General features: G+C 60.8%; 13 protein-coding genes. 7 read left to right on the top strand and 6 right to left on the bottom strand.

What is annotated here, in order from left to right:
* The first annotated feature begins 90 nt into the window (after positions 1-90).
* The 3 genes from J3361_RS10940 (at position 91) to J3361_RS10950 (ending at position 7,411) form a co-directional block, all read left to right on the top strand.
* Positions 91-717, top strand: a complete 627-nt coding sequence (locus tag J3361_RS10940; protein ID WP_207964522.1) for a response regulator transcription factor — start codon at positions 91-93, stop codon at positions 715-717.
* A gap of 7 nt (positions 718-724) precedes the next feature.
* A complete protein-coding gene (locus J3361_RS10945; RefSeq protein WP_207964524.1) occupies positions 725-4,345 on the top strand; it encodes a transporter substrate-binding domain-containing protein in 3,621 nt (1,206 codons plus the stop codon).
* Between the two features lie 117 nt (positions 4,346-4,462).
* Positions 4,463-7,411, top strand: a complete 2,949-nt coding sequence (locus J3361_RS10950; RefSeq protein WP_207964526.1) for an HD domain-containing phosphohydrolase — start codon at positions 4,463-4,465, stop codon at positions 7,409-7,411.
* Here the strand turns inward: J3361_RS10950 and J3361_RS10955 are convergent, their stop codons facing one another.
* Positions 7,412-7,894: a GAF domain-containing protein gene (locus J3361_RS10955; RefSeq protein WP_207964529.1), complete on the bottom strand. Its 483-nt coding sequence runs from the start codon at positions 7,892-7,894 to the stop codon at positions 7,412-7,414.
* A complete protein-coding gene (locus J3361_RS10960) occupies positions 7,891-8,781 on the bottom strand; it encodes an ATP-binding protein (RefSeq protein ID WP_207964531.1) in 891 nt (296 codons plus the stop codon). Before J3361_RS10960 ends, J3361_RS10955 begins: the two co-directional genes overlap by 4 nt.
* 163 nt (positions 8,782-8,944) lie before the next feature.
* Here J3361_RS10960 and J3361_RS10965 point away from each other — a divergent pair, with 163 nt between their 5' ends.
* Positions 8,945-11,266 carry a response regulator gene (locus J3361_RS10965; protein ID WP_207964533.1) on the top strand — a complete coding sequence of 774 codons (2,322 nt, stop codon included), beginning with the start codon at positions 8,945-8,947 and terminating at the stop codon, positions 11,264-11,266.
* Here the strand turns inward: J3361_RS10965 and J3361_RS10970 are convergent.
* The 3 genes from J3361_RS10970 to msrB all read right to left on the bottom strand — a co-directional run bounded on the left by J3361_RS10970 (position 11,250) and on the right by msrB (position 12,845).
* On the bottom strand, positions 11,250-11,711 hold the full coding sequence (locus J3361_RS10970) for a MarR family transcriptional regulator (protein WP_207964535.1): 462 nt from the start codon (positions 11,709-11,711) through the stop codon (positions 11,250-11,252). The genes J3361_RS10965 and J3361_RS10970 overlap by 17 nt on opposite strands.
* On the bottom strand, positions 11,708-12,193 hold the full coding sequence (locus J3361_RS10975) for a glutathione peroxidase (RefSeq protein WP_003199416.1): 486 nt from the start codon (positions 12,191-12,193) through the stop codon (positions 11,708-11,710). The genes J3361_RS10970 and J3361_RS10975 overlap by 4 nt, the downstream gene beginning before the upstream one ends.
* 259 nt (positions 12,194-12,452) lie before the next feature.
* The gene (gene msrB, locus J3361_RS10980; protein WP_207964537.1) at positions 12,453-12,845 is read right to left on the bottom strand and encodes a peptide-methionine (R)-S-oxide reductase MsrB; all 393 of its coding nucleotides are present in this window, start codon (positions 12,843-12,845) and stop codon (positions 12,453-12,455) included.
* Positions 12,846-13,065: 220 nt separating this feature from the next.
* On the opposite strand from msrB, the gene J3361_RS10985 reads away from it, so the two are divergent.
* Together J3361_RS10985 and htpX are read left to right on the top strand one after the other, a co-directional pair.
* A complete protein-coding gene (locus tag J3361_RS10985; RefSeq protein WP_207964539.1) occupies positions 13,066-14,277 on the top strand; it encodes a pyridoxal phosphate-dependent aminotransferase in 1,212 nt (403 codons plus the stop codon).
* 302 nt (positions 14,278-14,579) lie between these two features.
* Positions 14,580-15,467: a protease HtpX gene (htpX, locus tag J3361_RS10990; protein ID WP_207964541.1), complete on the top strand. Its 888-nt coding sequence runs from the start codon at positions 14,580-14,582 to the stop codon at positions 15,465-15,467.
* A gap of 1,052 nt (positions 15,468-16,519) precedes the next feature.
* Here htpX and J3361_RS10995 read toward each other — a convergent pair.
* A complete protein-coding gene (locus J3361_RS10995) occupies positions 16,520-17,173 on the bottom strand; it encodes a thiopurine S-methyltransferase (RefSeq protein WP_207964543.1) in 654 nt (217 codons plus the stop codon).
* A gap of 102 nt (positions 17,174-17,275) precedes the next feature.
* On the opposite strand from J3361_RS10995, the gene J3361_RS11000 reads away from it, so the two are divergent.
* A complete protein-coding gene (locus J3361_RS11000) occupies positions 17,276-18,043 on the top strand; it encodes a class III extradiol ring-cleavage dioxygenase (RefSeq protein WP_207964545.1) in 768 nt (255 codons plus the stop codon).
* Positions 18,044-18,168: the final 125 nt, after the last annotated feature.

The raw sequence follows: 18,168 nt of genomic DNA on the forward strand, positions 1-18,168 counted from the left end.
AATTGAAGTTGTATGCCTGTCTCTTCGTACGGCCCTGGCTATAAGTGGGCTAAGGTGCGCGCTTTATTCAAGTTCGCAGGGTATTTATTCATGAACTCCGTTTTCATTGTCGACGATCATCCGGTCATTCGCCTCGCCGTTCGCATGCTACTGGAACATGAGGGTTACAAGGTCGTAGGAGAAACGGACAACGGCGTCGACGCGATGCAAATGGTGCGCGAATGCATGCCAGACCTGGTTATCCTGGACATCAGCATCCCTAAACTTGACGGACTGGAAATCCTGTCGCGCTTCAACGCCATGACCACGCCGCTCAAGACGCTAGTGCTCACAGCACAATCGCCGACGCTCTTCGGGATCCGATGCATGCAATCCGGTGCCTCTGGTTACGTTTGTAAGCAGGAAGACCTCAGCGAACTTATCAGTGCGATCAAAGCGGTATTGTCCGGCTACAACTATTTTCCCAGCCAGGCGCTGAACCCGGTACGCCCGGATGATCCACGCAGTTTAGAGCTGGATCTTTTCAAGAGTGTCAACGATCGGGAACTGATGGTGCTGCAACTTTTCGCCCAGGGGCGTACCAACAAGGAAATAGCCAAGGGGATGTTTCTCAGCAATAAAACCGTCAGTACCTATAAAAAACGTTTGATGCAGAAATTGAAGGTCAAGTCCCTGGTCGAGCTGATTGAAATGGCGAAGCGCAACGCGCTGGTGTGAAAAACAGATGCTCAGACGCATAACCGAATGTCTCTTGCTGATCAGCGTAGCGTTGTGCACAGGAGCGCTCGCGGCGACGCCAGATATGCCCGGGCGGTACACGCTACTGGGTCGTTCGTCCACGGCTCAGGCCGAGATCATGCTCAATGACGCTCATCGCGCCTGGCTAAAAAGCCGGCAGGAACTGGTCCTGGGAACTTCTGCGCCGGATTACCCGCCCTTCGATCTCTCCGCCAGCGGACGCGACTATGAGGGCATGACCGCCGACTATGCCGATATCATCAGCAAGGCCACCGGCCTGCCCATGAAAGTCCTGCGTTTCGCTTCCCGAGAGACAGCCATGGCGGCGCTCAAGGAGGGCCAAATCGATATGCTGGGCACCGCCAACGGATTCGAGGCCCGCGACCCCGATGTTGTGCTCTCGACGCCGTACGCAGTGGACCAACCCGTGCTCGTCACCCGAACGAATGAAAGCCGATCGCTGAATGAAGACCTCAAGGGTTTGCGGCTGAGCATGGTCTATCACTACCTGCCGCTGCGGGAAATTGAAAAGCTCTACCCCGAGGCAATCATCACCACCTATCCGTCGTACCAGAACGCCATCAATGCCGTCGCCTTCGGCCAGGCCGATGTATTTCTCGGCGATACCGTTTCCACCCACTACATGATCAGCAAGGGCTACCTAAGCAATATTCGCATGGCCAGCTTTGGCAAACATGAATCCTACGGATTCGGTTTCGCCGTACACCGTGGCGATACCCGCTTGCTGGAAATCATCAACACCATACTGAACCAGGTCCCCGTCGCCGAGCAGACGGCCATCTCCAAGCGCTGGAGTGCAGGCAGCGACCTGTACCTAACCGACCACCGCGTACAACTGACCGACCGCGAGCAACGTTGGCTGGACAGGCATCCGGTGGTTCGGGTGGTAGTGAACGAAACCGCCGCCCCCTTCACCTTCTTCGATTCGGACGGCGATTTTCGCGGCATCAGTGCCGACCTGCTGGAGCTGATCCGACTGCGCACCGGCCTGCGCCTGGAGATCCAGCGCCGCCAGAACGACAGCGACATGATTGCCGCGGTCCTGAACGATCAAGCCGACATGATCGCCGCACTGTTGCCCAGCCGCGAAAGGCAAAGCCAGTTGAAATTCAGCCGTCCGTACATCAACAGCGCGTTCGTCCTGCTGACCCGCAAACAGTCCGACACACCCACGACACTCGATCAGTTCGATCACGCCAGCCTGGCAATCGCCAAAGGCAACCCAGTCATTGACTGGCTTCGCAGCCAGTACCCGAATATCCAGGTCATCGAAACGGACGGCCCCTTGCACGCCGTGGAAATGCTCGCCCATGGCCAGGTCGACGGCAGCGTGCACTCGCAGGTGATGGCCAACTACTTCATCTCTTCCTATACGTGGCGGGACAGGTTGCAAATCAGCAGTACGGTGGGCACCCAGCAAGCCCTGTTCGCGCTGGCCACCGCCAAACACGCCACCGAGTTGAATGCCATCCTCGACAAGGCCCTGACCAGCATCGACCCTGACGAACTGGGCGTCATCAACAACCGCTGGCGCGGTTACGTCTCACCCTCGGAAAACACCTGGCGCACCTATAACCGCCTGTTCTTCCAGATCGTCGCGGGTGTCGGCCTGTTGCTGCTGCTGTCGCTGGCCTGGAACGCCTACATGCGGCGCCAGATCAGGCAACGTCAACGGGCGGAACTGGCCCTCAACGATCAACTGGAATTCATGCACTCACTGCTCAATGGCACCCCGCACCCCATCTACGTGAGGGATCGCAACGGCATCCTGCAAAGCTGCAACGACAGCTATCTGGAAGCGTTCAACGCCAAGCGCGAAGACGTCATCGGCAAGGACTCGATGCCAGGCTCCATGAGCAACGCCTTCGAAGCGCAGGAGTACCAGGCGGACTACCAGCGCGTCATGGCCGAAGGCAGCGCCCTGATCGTCGACCGCCCCCTGCACATCGGCGACCGGAAGCTGACGATCTATCACTGGATCCTCCCCTACCGAAACTCCGCCGCCGAAGTGCAAGGCATCATTGGTGGCTGGATCGACATCAGTGAACGACGGCAGTTGTTCGAGGAATTGCGCGCGTCCAAGCAACGGGCCGATGATGCGAACCGCGCTAAAAGCACGTTCCTGGCAACCATGAGCCATGAAATCCGCACCCCGATGAACGCGGTGATCGGCATGCTCGAGCTGGCCCTGAAACACGCCGACAGGGGCCACGTAGACCGCTCGACCATCGAAGTCGCGTACGAGTCGGCGTCCGGCATGCTCGAGCTGATCGGCGATATCCTCGACATTGCCCGTATCGAATCCGGCCATCTGAGCCTGGCTCCCGAACGCGTCAACCTCAGGACCCTGCTGCAATCGGTCATACGGGTCTTCGAGGGCGTGGCCCGGCAAAAAAACCTGGTGTTGTCGCTGCAGTTCGACGCCGCCGAGGGAAACCCTGACGTGTCGATTGACCCCTTGCGATTCAAGCAAGTGCTCTCGAACCTGATCAGCAATGCCCTCAAATTTACCGAGCAGGGCCAAGTCGTGGTCAAGGTCCGGCTATCGCCAACCGAGCGGGACGACGTCCTGCACATGCATCTGGAAGTCAACGACAGCGGCATCGGCATCGGCCCGGCCGACCTGCATCGATTGTTCGAGCCTTTTGCCCAGGTCGATAACAGCAGCCGGATGGCCCGCAATGGCGCGGGACTGGGGCTGGTGATCAGTCGCAACCTGTGCCAGATGATGGGGGGCAACCTCCATATGAGCAGCCAACCGGGCGTCGGCACCCAGGTTCAGGTCCGCCTGCGACTGACGGTCCTGTCGACGGCACCGGTTCGTCCCGTACCTGAACCGACCATCGAAACGGCACAGGCCATCTTGAACGTCCTGATCGTGGACGATCACCCAGCCAACCGCCTGCTGATGTCCCAGCAATTGGAGTACCTCGGCCATCAATACCAGGTCGCCCACGATGGCGCCCACGGGCTCGAGGTCTGGCAGAAAGGCGATTTCGACCTGGTCATTGCCGATTGCAACATGCCCATCATGAGCGGTTACGAACTGGCCCGGTCGATTCGTCGCGATGAAGCCGAACAGCAACGGCCGCCCTGCACCCTCCTGGGGTTCACCGCCAATGCCCAGCCGGAGGAGAAACAACGCTGCCAGGACGCTGGAATGGATGACTGCCTGTTCAAACCGATCAGCCTGAGCGCGCTGAGCCAGTGGATCAAGACAGTCAAACCGGTCGGCCATCCAGCGGTTTTCAGCATGCATAGCCTCCAGGCGCTGACCGGCGGCGACCCTTCGTCGAACCGGCGGCTGCTGGCGGAACTACTCAGCAGCAGCCGCGCGGATCGCCAGGAGTTGCTCGACGCCGCCCAGGGTGGGAGCCGGCAAGCCCTGACCGAAACGGCGCACAAGATAAAAGGCGTCGCGCGCATCGTCCAGGCGACCTCTTTGATCCAACGGTGCGAGGCGCTGGAACAGGCGTGCCATCAGGCACAGGCGCCTGAACGCATCAGCGACTGCATCGATGCTCTCGACCGCGCCATGACCGAACTGGAGCGGTCTCTGGAAACAGAGATCGCCAAGGCAAAATAACCCAGTGTTTACTATGCTATTCGCTCAGCAGTGGGTACCTGGGGGGTTCTCGATCGGTTTCCCTTGCACGCAGGAACACTCATCGAGAACGCCCCCCTGACACTTGGAGTGACTGCAATGCCCAGCGCACCGCGTCCGGACAAACGCCGGTTCCCCCTGCACGTCCACATCAGTGTGATGTTTACTCTGCTTTTGTTGTTGACCGGGGTGGTGCTGGGCATTTTCAACTACCGGCAAACCACGCAAATCATCCTTTCCAGCAGTGAACAACTGTTCAACCGCATTGAGCAGGACGTACGCCTGGACCTATATGACACCTACGAACCCATCCGCCACCTGTTGAGCCTGTTGGCGGACTACCCGGCGACGCGTACGTCGCAGATGGCTCAGCGCCTGGCCCTGCTCGCGCCCTTCAGCCAGGCCCTGCGGGACAACCCGAACCTGGCGTCGTTGTACCTGGGCGATCAGCGCGGCAATTTCCTGATGGTTCGGCCATTGCGCACCCCAGCCCTGAGAACCGCCCTGCAGGCACCCGCCGAGGCGGCCTATCAGGTCTGGACCGTGGAGCGAGCCACCGAGCAAGGCCCGGTCCATTCCCAGTCGCTGTTCTACGACCAGACCCTGACGCTGATCGAGCGCCGGGACATCGCCGACGAAACCTACGATCCGCGCAATCGTGGCTGGTTTCGCAGCGCCGTCGGCAGCACCGAGCAGATCACCACCGAGCCCTACGTTTTTTTCTCGACCCATAACGTCGGCACGACCCTGGCCCGGCGTAGCGGCGAGCAGGCGGTTATCGGCGCCGACCTGACCCTGGCGGCCCTGTCCCAGACCCTGGCCAAGCACAAGGTGACCACCGGCACCGAGATCGTCCTGCTCGACCCCAAGGGCAACGCCGTGGGTTATCCCGACAGCGACCGGCTGCTCGCCGATGCCCAGTCGGCGCGCCTGATCAAGGCCCGCGACCTCAGCCCGGCCATCGCCGCCGTCCTCGATGACAACGCTGACACCACCCGCCTGGAGGCGGCCGGACGCCAGTGGATCGTTTCACGCAGCCACATGCAGGAAGGGGGTCCCCGAGGCCTGGAACTGGCGTTGCTGGTGCCTGAAGACGAACTGCTGGACAACGCTTATCGCATGCGCTGGCAAGGCGCACTCATCACCCTTGCCACCCTGCTGCTGTGTCTGCCCCTGGGCTGGCTGACGTCCAGAATCCTGGTCAAACCGTTGCGCGAACTGGTGCAGGAAGCCGACGCCATTCGCAGCTTCGATTTCAACTACCCGGTGTCCCGCCGCTCCCCGGTGCTGGAGGTCGACCAGTTGAGCGTCTCGATGGCGCGTATGAAAGAGACCTTGGCGAGTTTCTTTGAAATCACCGCCAGCCTGCGCGCCGAAACCCGCTTCGCCCCGTTGCTGGAGCGGGTGTTGTTCGAAACCGTGAAAATCGGCCAGGCCCAGGCCGGCCTGATCTACCTGCACGAGAATGACGATAACCGGTTCAAGCCCTATGGGCTGGTGATCGATGGCACGCCCAGGGACCTCGACGCCTTCAAGCTGCGCAGTCATGAGTTGCAGGCTGGCGACAGCCCGCAATGGCTCCAGCAACTGGCCGTCTCGGACAATCTGGTGACCTCCCTGGGCTTCGAGCAGGCGGCTGACCTGCAAGGCATCCTGCGGGCTCTGGACTCGCCCCGGGTCCACCTGATCGGCATCCGCCTGCGCAATCGTCACCAGGAAACCGTCGGCGTGTTGGTGCTGCTGATCACCGACAGCGGCACCGAAGCCGACCTGGAAAAACTCCAGCCCGACCGCATCGCCTTTCTCCAGGCCGTGTCCGGTACCGCCACCGTGAGCATCGAAAGCCAGCGCCTGCAAGCCAAGCAAAAACAACTGCTGGACGCTTTCATCCAACTGCTGGCCGGCGCGATCGATGCCAAGAGCCCCTACACCGGCGGCCACTGCCAACGGGTGCCGGTCCTGACCCTGATGCTCGCCCAGGCCGCCGCCGCCAGCCAGGCGCCGGCATTCGACGCCTATCGGCCCACGGAGGATGAATGGGAAGCCCTGCACATCGCTGCCTGGCTGCACGACTGCGGCAAGGTCACCACCCCTGAATACGTCGTCGACAAAGCCACCAAACTGGAAACCCTGAACGACCGGATCCACGAGATACGCACCCGCTTCGAAGTGCTCAAGCGCGACGCCTGGGTCGATTACTGGCGGGCCGTGGCAAACGGCGGCGAGTCGTCCTCCCTGGCGCAACAGCGTGACGCCACGTTGACGACCCTGGATGACGACTTCGCTTTCGTCGCCCGCTGCAACCTGGGCTCCGAAGCCATGGCCGAGGCCGATCTGCAACGCTTGCGACACATTGCGCAACGCCCGTGGACCCGAACCCTCGACGATCGCCTGGGGGTTTCCTGGGAGGAGAACCGACGCCAATCCCGTACGCCCAATCCAACGCTTCCGGTCACCGAGCCGCTGTTGGCGGACAAGCCCGAGCATCTGTTCGAGCGCCACGCGGCCGAACTGATCCCGGCGGACAACCCTTGGGGCTTCCAGCTCGATGTTCCGGCCTGGAAATACAACCGCGGCGAGCTCTACAACCTGAGCATCGTGCGCGGCACGCTGACCCGCGAGGAGCGCTACGTCATCAATCATCACATGGTGCAGACGATCCTGATGCTCAGCCAGTTGCCCTTCCCCAGCCACCTGGGGAATGTGGCGGAGATCGCCGGCGGCCATCACGAGAAGATGGACGGCAGCGGTTATCCCAAGCGCCTCAAACGCGAGGAAATGAGCCTGCCTGCACGCATGATGGCGATTGCCGACATCTTCGAAGCACTGACAGCGGCCGATCGCCCCTACAAGAAAGCGAAGACGCTGAGCGAAGCCCTGGGCATCATGGCCACCATGTGCCGTGACGCCCATATCGATCCCGAACTGTTCGGGCTGTTCATCGAGGAAAAGATCTACCTGAGCTACGCCGAGCAGTTCCTCGACCCGCACCAGATCGATGAAATCGACCCCGACAGCCTGCTGGTCAAGGCAGGGCTGAAGGCATGATCAGCAATCCGTCAGGCGCAGGAATATCGCGGCCAGATGCTCGATGCCGGCTTGATCATGCTCGGTAAAGCGCGCCAGTTTCGGACTGTCCAGGTCGAGCACGCCAATCAGGCGCCCGTCCTTGACCAGCGGCACCACCAGCTCGCTGTTCGACGCACTGTCGCAAGCGATGTGCCCAGGGAAGGCATGGACATCTTCGACGCGCTGGGTCTGCCGGGTCGCTGCCGCCGTGCCGCAGACGCCGCGGCCAAAGGGAATCCGCACGCAGGCGATCTGGCCCTGGAACGGCCCCAGGACCAGTTCTTCATTGCGATTGAGGTAAAAACCAGCCCAGTTCAGGTCTTCCAGTTGCGTGAACAGAAAGGCCGAGAACTGCGCGGCATTGGCGACGAAATCACGCTCATCGGCCAGCAAGGATTCCAGCTGTGCCGATAACAAGCCGTAGCCATCGAGGCCTTCGCCGGCAGCGTTCAAATCGATCATGCCTTGTGCTCCAACAATTTCAGGCCAACCCAGTAACGGGCAAACTGATAAGCGCAACGTCCGTTGCGATTGCCGCGACCGGTTGCCCAGCGCACGGCTTGTATATCCAGGGTTTCATCGCGCTCCCAGGCCAGCCCGGCCTTGGCCGCCAGTTCGCCGATCCAGTGCTCCACGACGTCGAGGAAATGCTCCTGGGTAAACGGATAAAACGACAGCCACAAACCAAAGCGGTCGGACAAGGCGATCTTGTCCTCCACCGCTTCGCTGGGGTGAAGTTCGCCGTCGACCCGTTTCCAGTTCTCGTTGTCGCTTTCCTTTTCCGGCACCAGATGGCGACGGTTGGAGGTGGCATACAGCAGCACGTTGTCCGGCGCCTGTTCCAAGGAGCCATCCAACACGCTCTTGAGCACGCGGTAGTCGCCCTCGCCGGACTCGAACGACAAGTCATCGCAGAACAACACGAAGCGCTGTGGCAGTTTTGCAACCTGCTCGACCACCCGGGGAAGATCGGCCAGGTGGTCGCGTTCGATCTCGATCAACCGCAGGCCATGGGGGGCATGTTCGGCCAGCAGGGCGCGCACCAGGGACGATTTGCCGGTGCCACGCGAGCCCCAGAGCAAGGCATGGTTGGCGGGCATGCCATCGATGAACTGCCGCGTGTTGCGGCCCAGTTGTTCGACCTGGCGATCCACGCCGATCAGGTCCGACAGGCGCATGTCGAGGCTGACTTGCAGCGGCAGCAGGTAGCCGCTGCGCCCGTCCCGCTGCCAGCGGGCGGCCAGGGTCTGGGTCCAGTCGATGGTGGGCCGTGGCGCTGGCAGCAACGGCTCGATCCGGGCCAGCGCGGCATCGGCGCGCTCAAGAAAAGCATTCAATCGCGAGTCCACGTCTTCTCCTCGGACAGGTTCACAGTAATGATGGCGCTCCAGCAACGAAACGCCGTATCCAATGGCGGGTCTACTTCACACAAAACCAACCGGTTGCACCGGTATTCAGAGATGATCAGCTATGCTTGACCGGCGAAGGGAAACGTAAGTGGTTCATCACTCAATGGACATCCGATTCACCCAACGGCTTTCCTATAAGCAGGCCCGCCTGACCGTCCTGGTGGGTTTCCTGTTGGGCACCCTGCTCAGCCTGATGCAGATCGGCATCGATTATGCCAGCGAAGACGCGTCGATCAACCGTGAAATCCTGTCGTTGCTGGAAATCAGCCACAACCCGGCCTCGCGCATCGCCTACAACATCGACGCCGAACTCGCCCAGGAGCTGTCCATGGGCCTGTTGCGCTCGCCGGCCATCATCGGGGCCGAACTGATCGACAACAACAATACCGTGCTGGCCAGCGTCAAGCGGCCCGAGCTGCAAAGCAGCTACCGCTTCATCAGCGACTTCCTGTTCGGCGCCCAGCGTCAGTTCGAGGACCGGCTCTACTTGGACCACCTGCCCGGTGAATCCCTGGGCATACTGCGACTGGACGTCGACACCTATGCGTTCGGCAGTCGTTTCCTGCGCCGCGCCGAGGTCACCTTGCTCAACGGCTTCGCCCGCAGCCTGATCCTGACCGGCCTGCTGCTGGCGCTGTTCTACGTGATGCTGACCAAGCCCCTGGTGCGGGTCATCCGCGAGCTGAGCAGCCGCGACCCGAGCAGCAGCGAACAGAACCGCCTGGAATGTCCGGCTGGCCACCAGTCCGATGAAATCGGCGTGCTGGTGTCCGTCGCCAACCAGCAGTTCGAAAATATCTCCACGGAAATCCAACAGCGGCGCACGGCCGAAAACCGTCTCACCGAATACCTGGCGCAACTGGAGAACATCGTCTCGGCACGCACCGCCGAGCTCAAGGCCATCAATGCCCGCCTCAGCCAGTCCAACGAGGAGCTGGAGGTAGCCCGGCGCACGGCCCTGGACATGGCCGAAGCCCGTTCCGCGTTCCTCGCCAACATGAGCCACGAGATCCGCACACCGCTCAACGGCCTGCTGGGAATGATCGCCCTGTCCCTGGATGGTCCCCTGACGGCGGAACAACAACAGCAGCTCTCGATCGCCCATGACTCGGGCAAGGTATTGGTCGAACTGCTCAACGACATCCTCGACCTGTCGAAATTCGACGCCGGTCAATTGGAACTCGAACGCATCCCGTTTGACCTCGGCGCCCTGGTGGAAGATACCGCTAACCTGCTTTCCCAGAATGCGGCCCCCAGTGTCGAACTGGCCTGCCTGATCGAGCCGCAGTTCCCGGCACAAGTCATCGGCGACCCGACCCGGGTGCGCCAGATCGTCAGCAACCTGCTGTCCAACGCATTGAAGTTCACGCGCTTCGGCCGGGTCGACGTGAAGTTGAGCCATTACGAAGGCGGCGTGCGAATCGAAGTCTGCGACACCGGTATCGGTATTCCCCAGGAAGCCCAGGCGAGAATCCTGCAACCGTTCACCCAGGCAGGGGCCGGGATTACCCGTCAGTTTGGCGGCACCGGGCTGGGCCTGGCACTGACCTACAACCTCTGCGAAGCCATGCAAGGACGATTGACGATCAGTTCCGAAGCCGGCTTCGGCAGTCAGTTCTGCGCTGACCTGCCCCTCCCCTGCCATCTCCCGGCAACGCCGGTCGAACCGCTGCACGGCAACGTCGTCGCCATCACCGCCAGCAGCAGCGGCCTGGCCGAGTTGCTGGGCATGCTACTGCCGGGATGGGGCCTGGAATATGTACAGCGTTCCATCGATGATGGGCTGCTGGGGCTCAAGCCTGACGTGTTGATCACCGACTGCCCGGAATGCCTGTTCAACCTGCGGCCGACCTTTGATGCGCCGATCTTGCTGGTGACCGCCTATGGCAGCTTCATGCCCAGCGAAGAAGCGGCTGCCCTCGCACCGCTGATCCAACAGGCCCGACCACTGGCACGTCATGCGCTTTATCAGATCTTGCGACGCGCCATGCAAAACGAGGCGACCACCATCAACGACGCACAGATCGAAACCCTGGTGCCGTCCAAGCGCGGACAGGTACTGCTGGTGGAGGACAATCCGGTCAACCAACTGGTGGCCAAGGGCATGTTGGTCAAGTTGGGTTGTGAAGTCACCGTCGCGGCCCACGGCGTCGAAGCCCTGGATCAACTGGAACAGCGGGCGTTCGACCTGGTGTTGATGGACTGCAACATGCCAGTGATGGACGGTTACGAAGCCAGCCGACAGATTCGCCGCAGCGGGCGCTGGTCGGACCTGCCGATCGTGGCACTGACGGCCAACGCGATGCCCGAGGAACGTGAGCGCTGCCGGGCGGCCGGCATGAACGATTACCTGTCCAAGCCATTCCGCCGCGAAGAACTGGCGGCCGTGTTGGACCAGTGGGTCCCCACTACGTCAGCGCTTTGATCTGGCCCAGAAGATGATCGAGACCGTCTCGCAACGCGCCCAGGCGGTCCAGATCGACACCGCTGTCGCACAACAGGCGGGCCTTGAGCGGGCCAACCTGCTCGCGCAAGGCCCGCCCCGCAGCCGACAGGCTCAAGTGCACCTCCCGCTCGTCCCGGGCTGAACGCTGGCGCTGGACCAGGTCCAATTGTTCCAGGCGCTTGAGCAGCGGCGTCAGCGTGCCGGAATCCAGCAGCAACCGCTCACCCAGGGCCTTGACGGTCGGCTGTGGCGGGGCCGTGTCCTGCCATTCCCACAACACCAGCATCGCCAGGTATTGGGGATAGGTCAGGCCAAGTTGATCGAGCATCGGCTTGTAGCCACGGATCACTGCACGGGAAGCGGCGTACAGCTTGAAGCACAACTGGCTGTCGAGCTTCAACGAATCGGCTGGCAGGTCATTCATTTGAGCAGTGCTTCGATCTCGCCGGTCAGGTCCTGGGGTTTGGTGGTCGGGGCAAAACGCTTGACCACCTGACCGTCCTTGCCGATCAGGAACTTGGTGAAATTCCACTTGATGCCCTTGGAACCCAGTACGCCGGGGGCACGCTGTTTAAGCTGGACGAACAGTGGGTGGGCGTTGGCGCCGTTGACTTCGATTTTCTTGAACAGGGGAAAACTCACGCCGAAGTTCAGTTCGCAGAACTCGGTGATCGCCCCTTCATTACCCGGCTCCTGCTTGCCGAACTGGTTGCATGGAAAGCCCAGTACCACCAGGCCCTGGTCCTTGTAGGTCTGCCACAACGCCTCCAGCCCCTTGTACTGCGGGGTGAACCCGCACTGGCTGGCCGTGTTGACCACCAGCACCGCCTTGCCGGCGAAATCGGCGAGGGTCTTTTGCTCACCCTTGATGGTGGTGCACGGGATGCTCAGCAGGTTGTCGCTCATGGCAAGACTCCGAAAAAACAATAGGATTGGCGGCGAAGATAGCGAACGATTCAATTGCGTGCAATCTAATTGTCCGCCCCGATGGTTTTTTCGAATCTACGGGACTCTGTGGCGAGGGAGCTTGCTCCCGCTCGGCGGCGCAGCCGTCGTAAACCGGCCGACACGGTCTTCTTGAAAAATCGCGTCAAGCCGTTTTGGGGCGGCTGCGCCGCCCAGCGGGAGCAAGCTCCCTCGCCACAAGGGTCGTGGTGAACAGTCCCTACCGGGGGACCAGGTCCAGGCACACCGAGTTGATGCAGTACCGCAACCCCGTAGGCGGCGGACCGTCGGGGAAGACATGGCCCAGGTGGGCATCGCATTGGGCGCAGACCACCTCGGTGCGGATCATGCCGTGGCTGACGTCCCTTACCTCTACCACCGCGCTGCCTTCGATCGGCGCGTAGAAACTCGGCCAGCCACAGCCCGAATCGAATTTGGTCCGCGAATCGAACAGCGGCTCGTTGCAGCAGATGCAGTGGTACACACCGTCAGTCTTGGTTTCGTTGTATTTACCGGAGAATGGCCGCTCGGTGCCCTTCAACCGACAGACGTTGTACTGCTCCGGGTCGAGCATGGCGCGCCATTCTTCAAGGGTTTTCTGCAACTTTTCCATCGTCCTACCTCGGCAATTGAAAAAGCCCGATCCGACGCTTTTCCGCAGATCGGGCGGCACGTATGATTGCGCCTCGTCAGACGCCAGTCTGGCAGTCACGTCATGCGCATTCAAACGGATTGTGGCGCCTATACCGCGTCAGGCCTGGGCACAGACGCAGGATTCCCAGTACGGTAGTTCATACGCCGCCTGGATCGTTCATTTTCGGGAACACATCGCCATGCAGGTCAGCAAATCGAACAAGCTCGCCAACGTCTGCTACGACATTCGCGGCCCGGTGCTCAAGCACGCCAAACGCCTGGAAGAGGAAGGCCATCGCATCCTCAAGCTGAACATCGGCAACCCGGCCCCCTTTGGTTTCGAAGCGCCCGATGAAATCCTCCAGGACGTCATCCGCAACCTGCCGACCGCCCAAGGCTACAGCGACTCCAAGGGCCTGTTCAGCGCGCGCAAGGCCGTGATGCAGTATTACCAGCAAAAGCAGGTCGAAGGGATCGGCATCGAAGACATCTACCTGGGCAACGGCGTGTCCGAGCTGATCGTGATGTCCATGCAAGCCCTGCTCAACAACGGCGACGAAGTGCTGGTGCCGGCACCGGACTATCCGCTGTGGACCGCTGCCGTGAGCCTGTCGGGCGGCAACCCGGTGCATTACCTGTGCGACGAACAGGCCAACTGGTTCCCCGACCTGGCGGACATCAAGGCCAAGATCACGCCCAATACCAAGGCATTGGTGATCATCAACCCGAACAACCCGACTGGCGCCGTGTATTCCAAGGAAGTGTTGCTGGGCATGCTGGAACTGGCCCGCCAGCATAACCTGGTGGTGTTCTCCGATGAGATCTACGACAAGATCCTCTACGACGACGCCGTGCATGTGTGCACCGCCTCCCTGGCCCCGGACCTGCTGTGCCTGACCTTCAACGGCCTGTCCAAATCCTATCGGGTCGCCGGTTTCCGCTCCGGCTGGATCGCCATCTCCGGGCCCAAGCACCATGCCCAGAGCTACATCGAAGGCATCGACATGCTGGCCAACATGCGCCTGTGTGCCAACGTGCCGAGCCAGCATGCGATCCAGACGGCATTGGGCGGCTACCAGAGCATCAACGACCTGATCCTGCCCCAGGGCCGGCTGCTGGAGCAGCGCAATCGCACCTGGGAATTGCTCAACGACATTCCCGGCGTCAGTTGTGTCAAGCCGATGGGCGCGCTGTATGCCTTCCCACGGATCGACCCGAAGGTCTGCCCGATCCACAACGATGAAAAATTCGTCCTCGACCTGCTGCTGTCCGAGAAGCTGCTGGTGGTCCAGGGTACGGCGTTCAACTGGCCTTGGCCGGACCACTTCCGCGTCGTGACCCTGCCGCGGGTCGATGACCTTGACCAGGCCATCGGCCGGATCGGCAACTTCCTCAAATCCTACCGTCAATAAGCCGGGCAGCGTGCGAGGCGTCCTCACCTCGCACGCTGTTTGATTCAGCAACATATCCGTTCCGCCGACTCCGTTGGGCCTTCTAAACTCGGGAGTGGACAGCCAACGTGCATCCAGGCTCAACGTTCACGGGGCGCAGGCAGCGCATTTCTTTTCCCTGGTCACTTTCAGAAAAGTCTTTCAAACATTTAGGACGGCTGTAGGACACAGTTTGAAATAGTCGGCGAGTTGAATAGCCTGCGGCAGCACCTTATATACCCCGCATAACGCTACATCTTTAGCATGAGGAGATTTTCACAACCATGATGCGCATCCTGCTGTTCTTGGCCACTAACCTGGCGGTCGTGCTGATTGCCAGCATCACCCTGAGCCTATTCGGCTTCAACGGGTTCATGGCGGCCAATGGGGTTGACCTCAACCTCAGTCAGCTGCTGATCTTCTGCGCGGTGTTCGGTTTCGCCGGTTCCCTGTTCTCGCTGTTCATCTCCAAGTGGATGGCGAAGATGAGCACTGGCACCCAGATCATCAGCCAGCCGCGCACGCGTCACGAACAATGGCTGTTGCAGACAGTCGAGCAGTTGTCCCGCGAAGCTGGTATCAAGATGCCGGAAGTCGGTATCTTCCCGGCCTACGAGGCCAACGCCTTCGCCACCGGCTGGAACAAGAACGACGCCTTGGTCGCCGTCAGCCAGGGTTTGCTCGAGCGGTTCTCGCCCGATGAAGTCAAGGCCGTGCTGGCCCACGAGATCGGTCACGTCGCCAACGGCGACATGGTGACCCTGGCGCTGATCCAAGGCGTGGTGAATACCTTCGTGATGTTCTTCGCCCGGATCATCGGTAACTTCGTCGATAAGGTGATCTTCAAGAACGAAGAAGGCCAGGGCATCGCCTACTATGTGGCGACCATCTTCGCCGAACTGGTACTGGGCATCCTCGCCAGCGCCATCGTCATGTGGTTCTCGCGCAAACGCGAGTTCCGCGCCGACGACGCCGGTGCACGCCTGGCCGGCACCAGCGCCATGATCGGGGCCCTGCAACGCCTGCGCGCCGAGCAAGGCCTGCCGGTGCACATGCCCGACACCTTGAATGCCTTTGGCATCAACGGTGGCATCAAGCAGGGCCTGGCTCGCATGTTCATGAGCCATCCGCCGCTGGAAGAGCGTATTGATGCACTGCGTCGTCGGGGTTGATCACCGGGCTCAAAAAAACCGCAGTAATGTTGTTCACTTAGAAAAAACGGCGCTTCTTTCAGAAATGGGAAGCGCCGTTTTTTTTGGTTTTGTTGTTTTGGTGTGTATATCCGTTATTTAGGTAACGGCTGCTTATGGTTCCGCTCTTACAGCGGCTCACTTTTGAGAAGCGCAAAAGTAAGCAAAACGCTTCGTGCCCCACCACTTGGTGCCTCGCCTAGGCTCGGCATGCCCTCACTCCGGCATTGCTCCGTGGGCCGCCGCGAAGGGCCATCCATGGCCCAGCGCGGCTAACCCGGCATCCATGCCGGGTTGCCCACTGCGCAACGCCTGCGTTCGGCCATCGTGGTTAACGGGGCGCCGAGATCAACGTCCACTGCGAGGCGGCCTTATAGCCGACCTGGCTCTCCCGGTCATACACCCATCAGAACTGTGGGAGCAAAGCTTGCTCGCGATGGCGGTGGCTCAGTCACATGGATGTTGGGTTTGCTGGCCTCATCGCGAGCAAGCTTTGCTCCCACAGGGGATTTGGGTGTTCATGAGTCTTGTGTTCACTGCAGCCCCATTGTGGGAGCGAGCCTGCTCGCGATAGCGGTGGCTCAGCCACATAGATGCCGGTATGTGCCCTGCTCTTGCTCTTGCTTTGGATCTTGATCTGGAGCGCCCCGTTAACCACGCTGGCCGAACGCAGGCATTGCGCAGTGGGCATCCCGGCATGGATGCCGGGATAGCCGCGCTGGGCCATGGATGGCCCTTCGCGGCGGCCCACGGAGCAATGCCGGAGTGAGGGCACACCGAGCCTAAGCGAGGTGCCGAGTGGTGGGGCAAAAGCGTTTTGGTTACTTTTGCGCTCTTCAAAAGTGACCCGCTGTAAAAGCGGAGCCCTAAGTGGCCGTTACCGCAGCAACGGATATGTACTCGATCAACAAATCCAAGCCACCTGCCAGGCCGCCTTCGCGAGCAAGCCCGCTCCCACAGGGAACTTGGGTGACCACAGGTTTTGTATTCACAGCAGATCAAATGTGGGCAATGGCATCAGCACAACCACCGCTTCAACCTCTGGACAGCCGATAAACACGCTCATCCAACCGTTTCACACCCGCCTGCAAAAACTTCCAGCTCTCCCCCAGTACATCCTGCTCCTGCAACACCTCCAACTGCCAGACACCTCCCAGCAGCCGCTGCACCTCATCATTCCCGACAGAGAACGGTGGGCCAGGCATTTCATCCTGGTTGTAATCCAAGGTAATCAACAAACCGACCCCATCAGGCAGGATCTTCTGCAGATGAGCCGCGTACCGTTCCCGCATTGGCACGGGCAACGCGATTAATGCAGCGCGGTCGTACAGTGCCGTGCAATCGGCCACATCCTGCGGGCCCAGGGCAAAGAAATCACCACAGCGAATCTCGATATCACCAGCACGGAACACCCTGAATGCGCCCTCTTCACTCACCACCGGCTCAAGCTGATGCTCAAGGAAAAAATCAGTGGCGGCTTTTTCCGACAGTTCCACGCCCAACACCGAATACCCCTGATCGGCAAGCCACAACAGATCCAGGCTTTTCCCACACAACGGCACCAGCACCCGACTGCCCCGGGCCAACCCCAGTTGCGGCCAGAAACGCTGCAGGTAGGGGTTCACCTCCGGCAAGTGAAAACCGATCTGGTTCGATGACCAGCGCTTGTGCCAAAACTCGGGCTCCATGATTCGCTCCAAAAAATCGATCAAAACGGGCTAAAACTTATATTAGATTTAGATCATAGACCTGACGGAAGATGGCCCATCTTAACGCTCAGGAGTCCGCTCATGCTGCCCAGCCTGTTTATCTCCCATGGCTCACCGATGCTCGCCCTGGAGCCTGGTGCCAGCGGCCCAGCGCTGGCCAGCCTTGCCGCTCAATTGCCCAAGCCCAAGGCCATCGTCATCGTCTCCGCTCACTGGGAAAGCAACGACCTGCTGGTCAGCGCCAATCCGCAACCGCGCACCTGGCATGACTTCGGCGGTTTCCCCCCGGCGCTGTATGAAGTGCAGTACCCCGCCCCTGGTGATTCACAACTGGCGAAGCGAGTGGCAGACATGCTCAACGCCGCCCACCTGCCGGCGCGCCTGGACCCTCAACGGCCGTCCGATCATGGCGTCTGGGTGCCATTGTCGTTGATGTACCCCGAGGCCGACATCCCGGTGGTGCAGGTCTCCCTGCCCAGCCGCCAGGGACCGTTGCTGCAGACCCAGATCGGCCAGGCCCTGGCAAGCCTGCGCCACGAAGGCGTCTTGCTGATCGGCTCCGGCAGCATCACCCATAACCTGCGCGACCTGGACTGGAACGCCGGCCCGGACAGCATCGAGCCGTGGGCCAAGGCCTTTCGCGATTGGATGGTCGAGCAACTGGTGGCCGACGACGAAACAGCGTTGCACGACTACCGCCGTCAGGCGCCCAATGCCGTACGCAGCCACCCCAGCGATGAGCACTTGCTGCCGCTGTATTTTGCCCGGGGTGCGGGAGGGACATTCAATGTTGCCCATGCGGGGTTCACCATGGGGACGCTGGGGATGGACATCTATCGGTTCGACTGATGGACCGCGTCGCTTCAATCGCGAGCAGGCTCGCTCCCACAGGGGAACTTGGGTGATCACAGGTTTTGTGCTCACAACAGATCGAATGTGGGAGCGAGCCTGCTCGCGATTGGCGTCCACACCAC

This window comes from Pseudomonas sp. OA65 (assembly GCF_017498305.1).
GTDB classification, from domain to species: Bacteria; Pseudomonadota; Gammaproteobacteria; order Pseudomonadales; family Pseudomonadaceae; genus Aquipseudomonas; species Aquipseudomonas zanjanensis.

Coding starts and splice junctions, on each gene's coding strand:
- msrB (WP_207964537.1), bottom strand. CDS start 12,845: ATGGAAAAGTTGCAGAAAACCCTTGAAGAATGGCGCGCCATGCTCGAC.
- J3361_RS10940 (WP_207964522.1), top strand. CDS start 91: ATGAACTCCGTTTTCATTGTCGACGATCATCCGGTCATTCGCCTCGCC.
- J3361_RS10995 (WP_207964543.1), bottom strand. CDS start 17,173: ATGGAGCCCGAGTTTTGGCACAAGCGCTGGTCATCGAACCAGATCGGT.
- J3361_RS10965 (WP_207964533.1), top strand. CDS start 8,945: ATGGACATCCGATTCACCCAACGGCTTTCCTATAAGCAGGCCCGCCTG.
- J3361_RS10970 (WP_207964535.1), bottom strand. CDS start 11,711: ATGAATGACCTGCCAGCCGATTCGTTGAAGCTCGACAGCCAGTTGTGC.
- J3361_RS10950 (WP_207964526.1), top strand. CDS start 4,463: ATGCCCAGCGCACCGCGTCCGGACAAACGCCGGTTCCCCCTGCACGTC.
- J3361_RS10945 (WP_207964524.1), top strand. CDS start 725: ATGCTCAGACGCATAACCGAATGTCTCTTGCTGATCAGCGTAGCGTTG.
- J3361_RS10975 (WP_003199416.1), bottom strand. CDS start 12,193: ATGAGCGACAACCTGCTGAGCATCCCGTGCACCACCATCAAGGGTGAG.
- htpX (WP_207964541.1), top strand. CDS start 14,580: ATGATGCGCATCCTGCTGTTCTTGGCCACTAACCTGGCGGTCGTGCTG.
- J3361_RS10955 (WP_207964529.1), bottom strand. CDS start 7,894: ATGATCGATTTGAACGCTGCCGGCGAAGGCCTCGATGGCTACGGCTTG.
- J3361_RS11000 (WP_207964545.1), top strand. CDS start 17,276: ATGCTGCCCAGCCTGTTTATCTCCCATGGCTCACCGATGCTCGCCCTG.
- J3361_RS10985 (WP_207964539.1), top strand. CDS start 13,066: ATGCAGGTCAGCAAATCGAACAAGCTCGCCAACGTCTGCTACGACATT.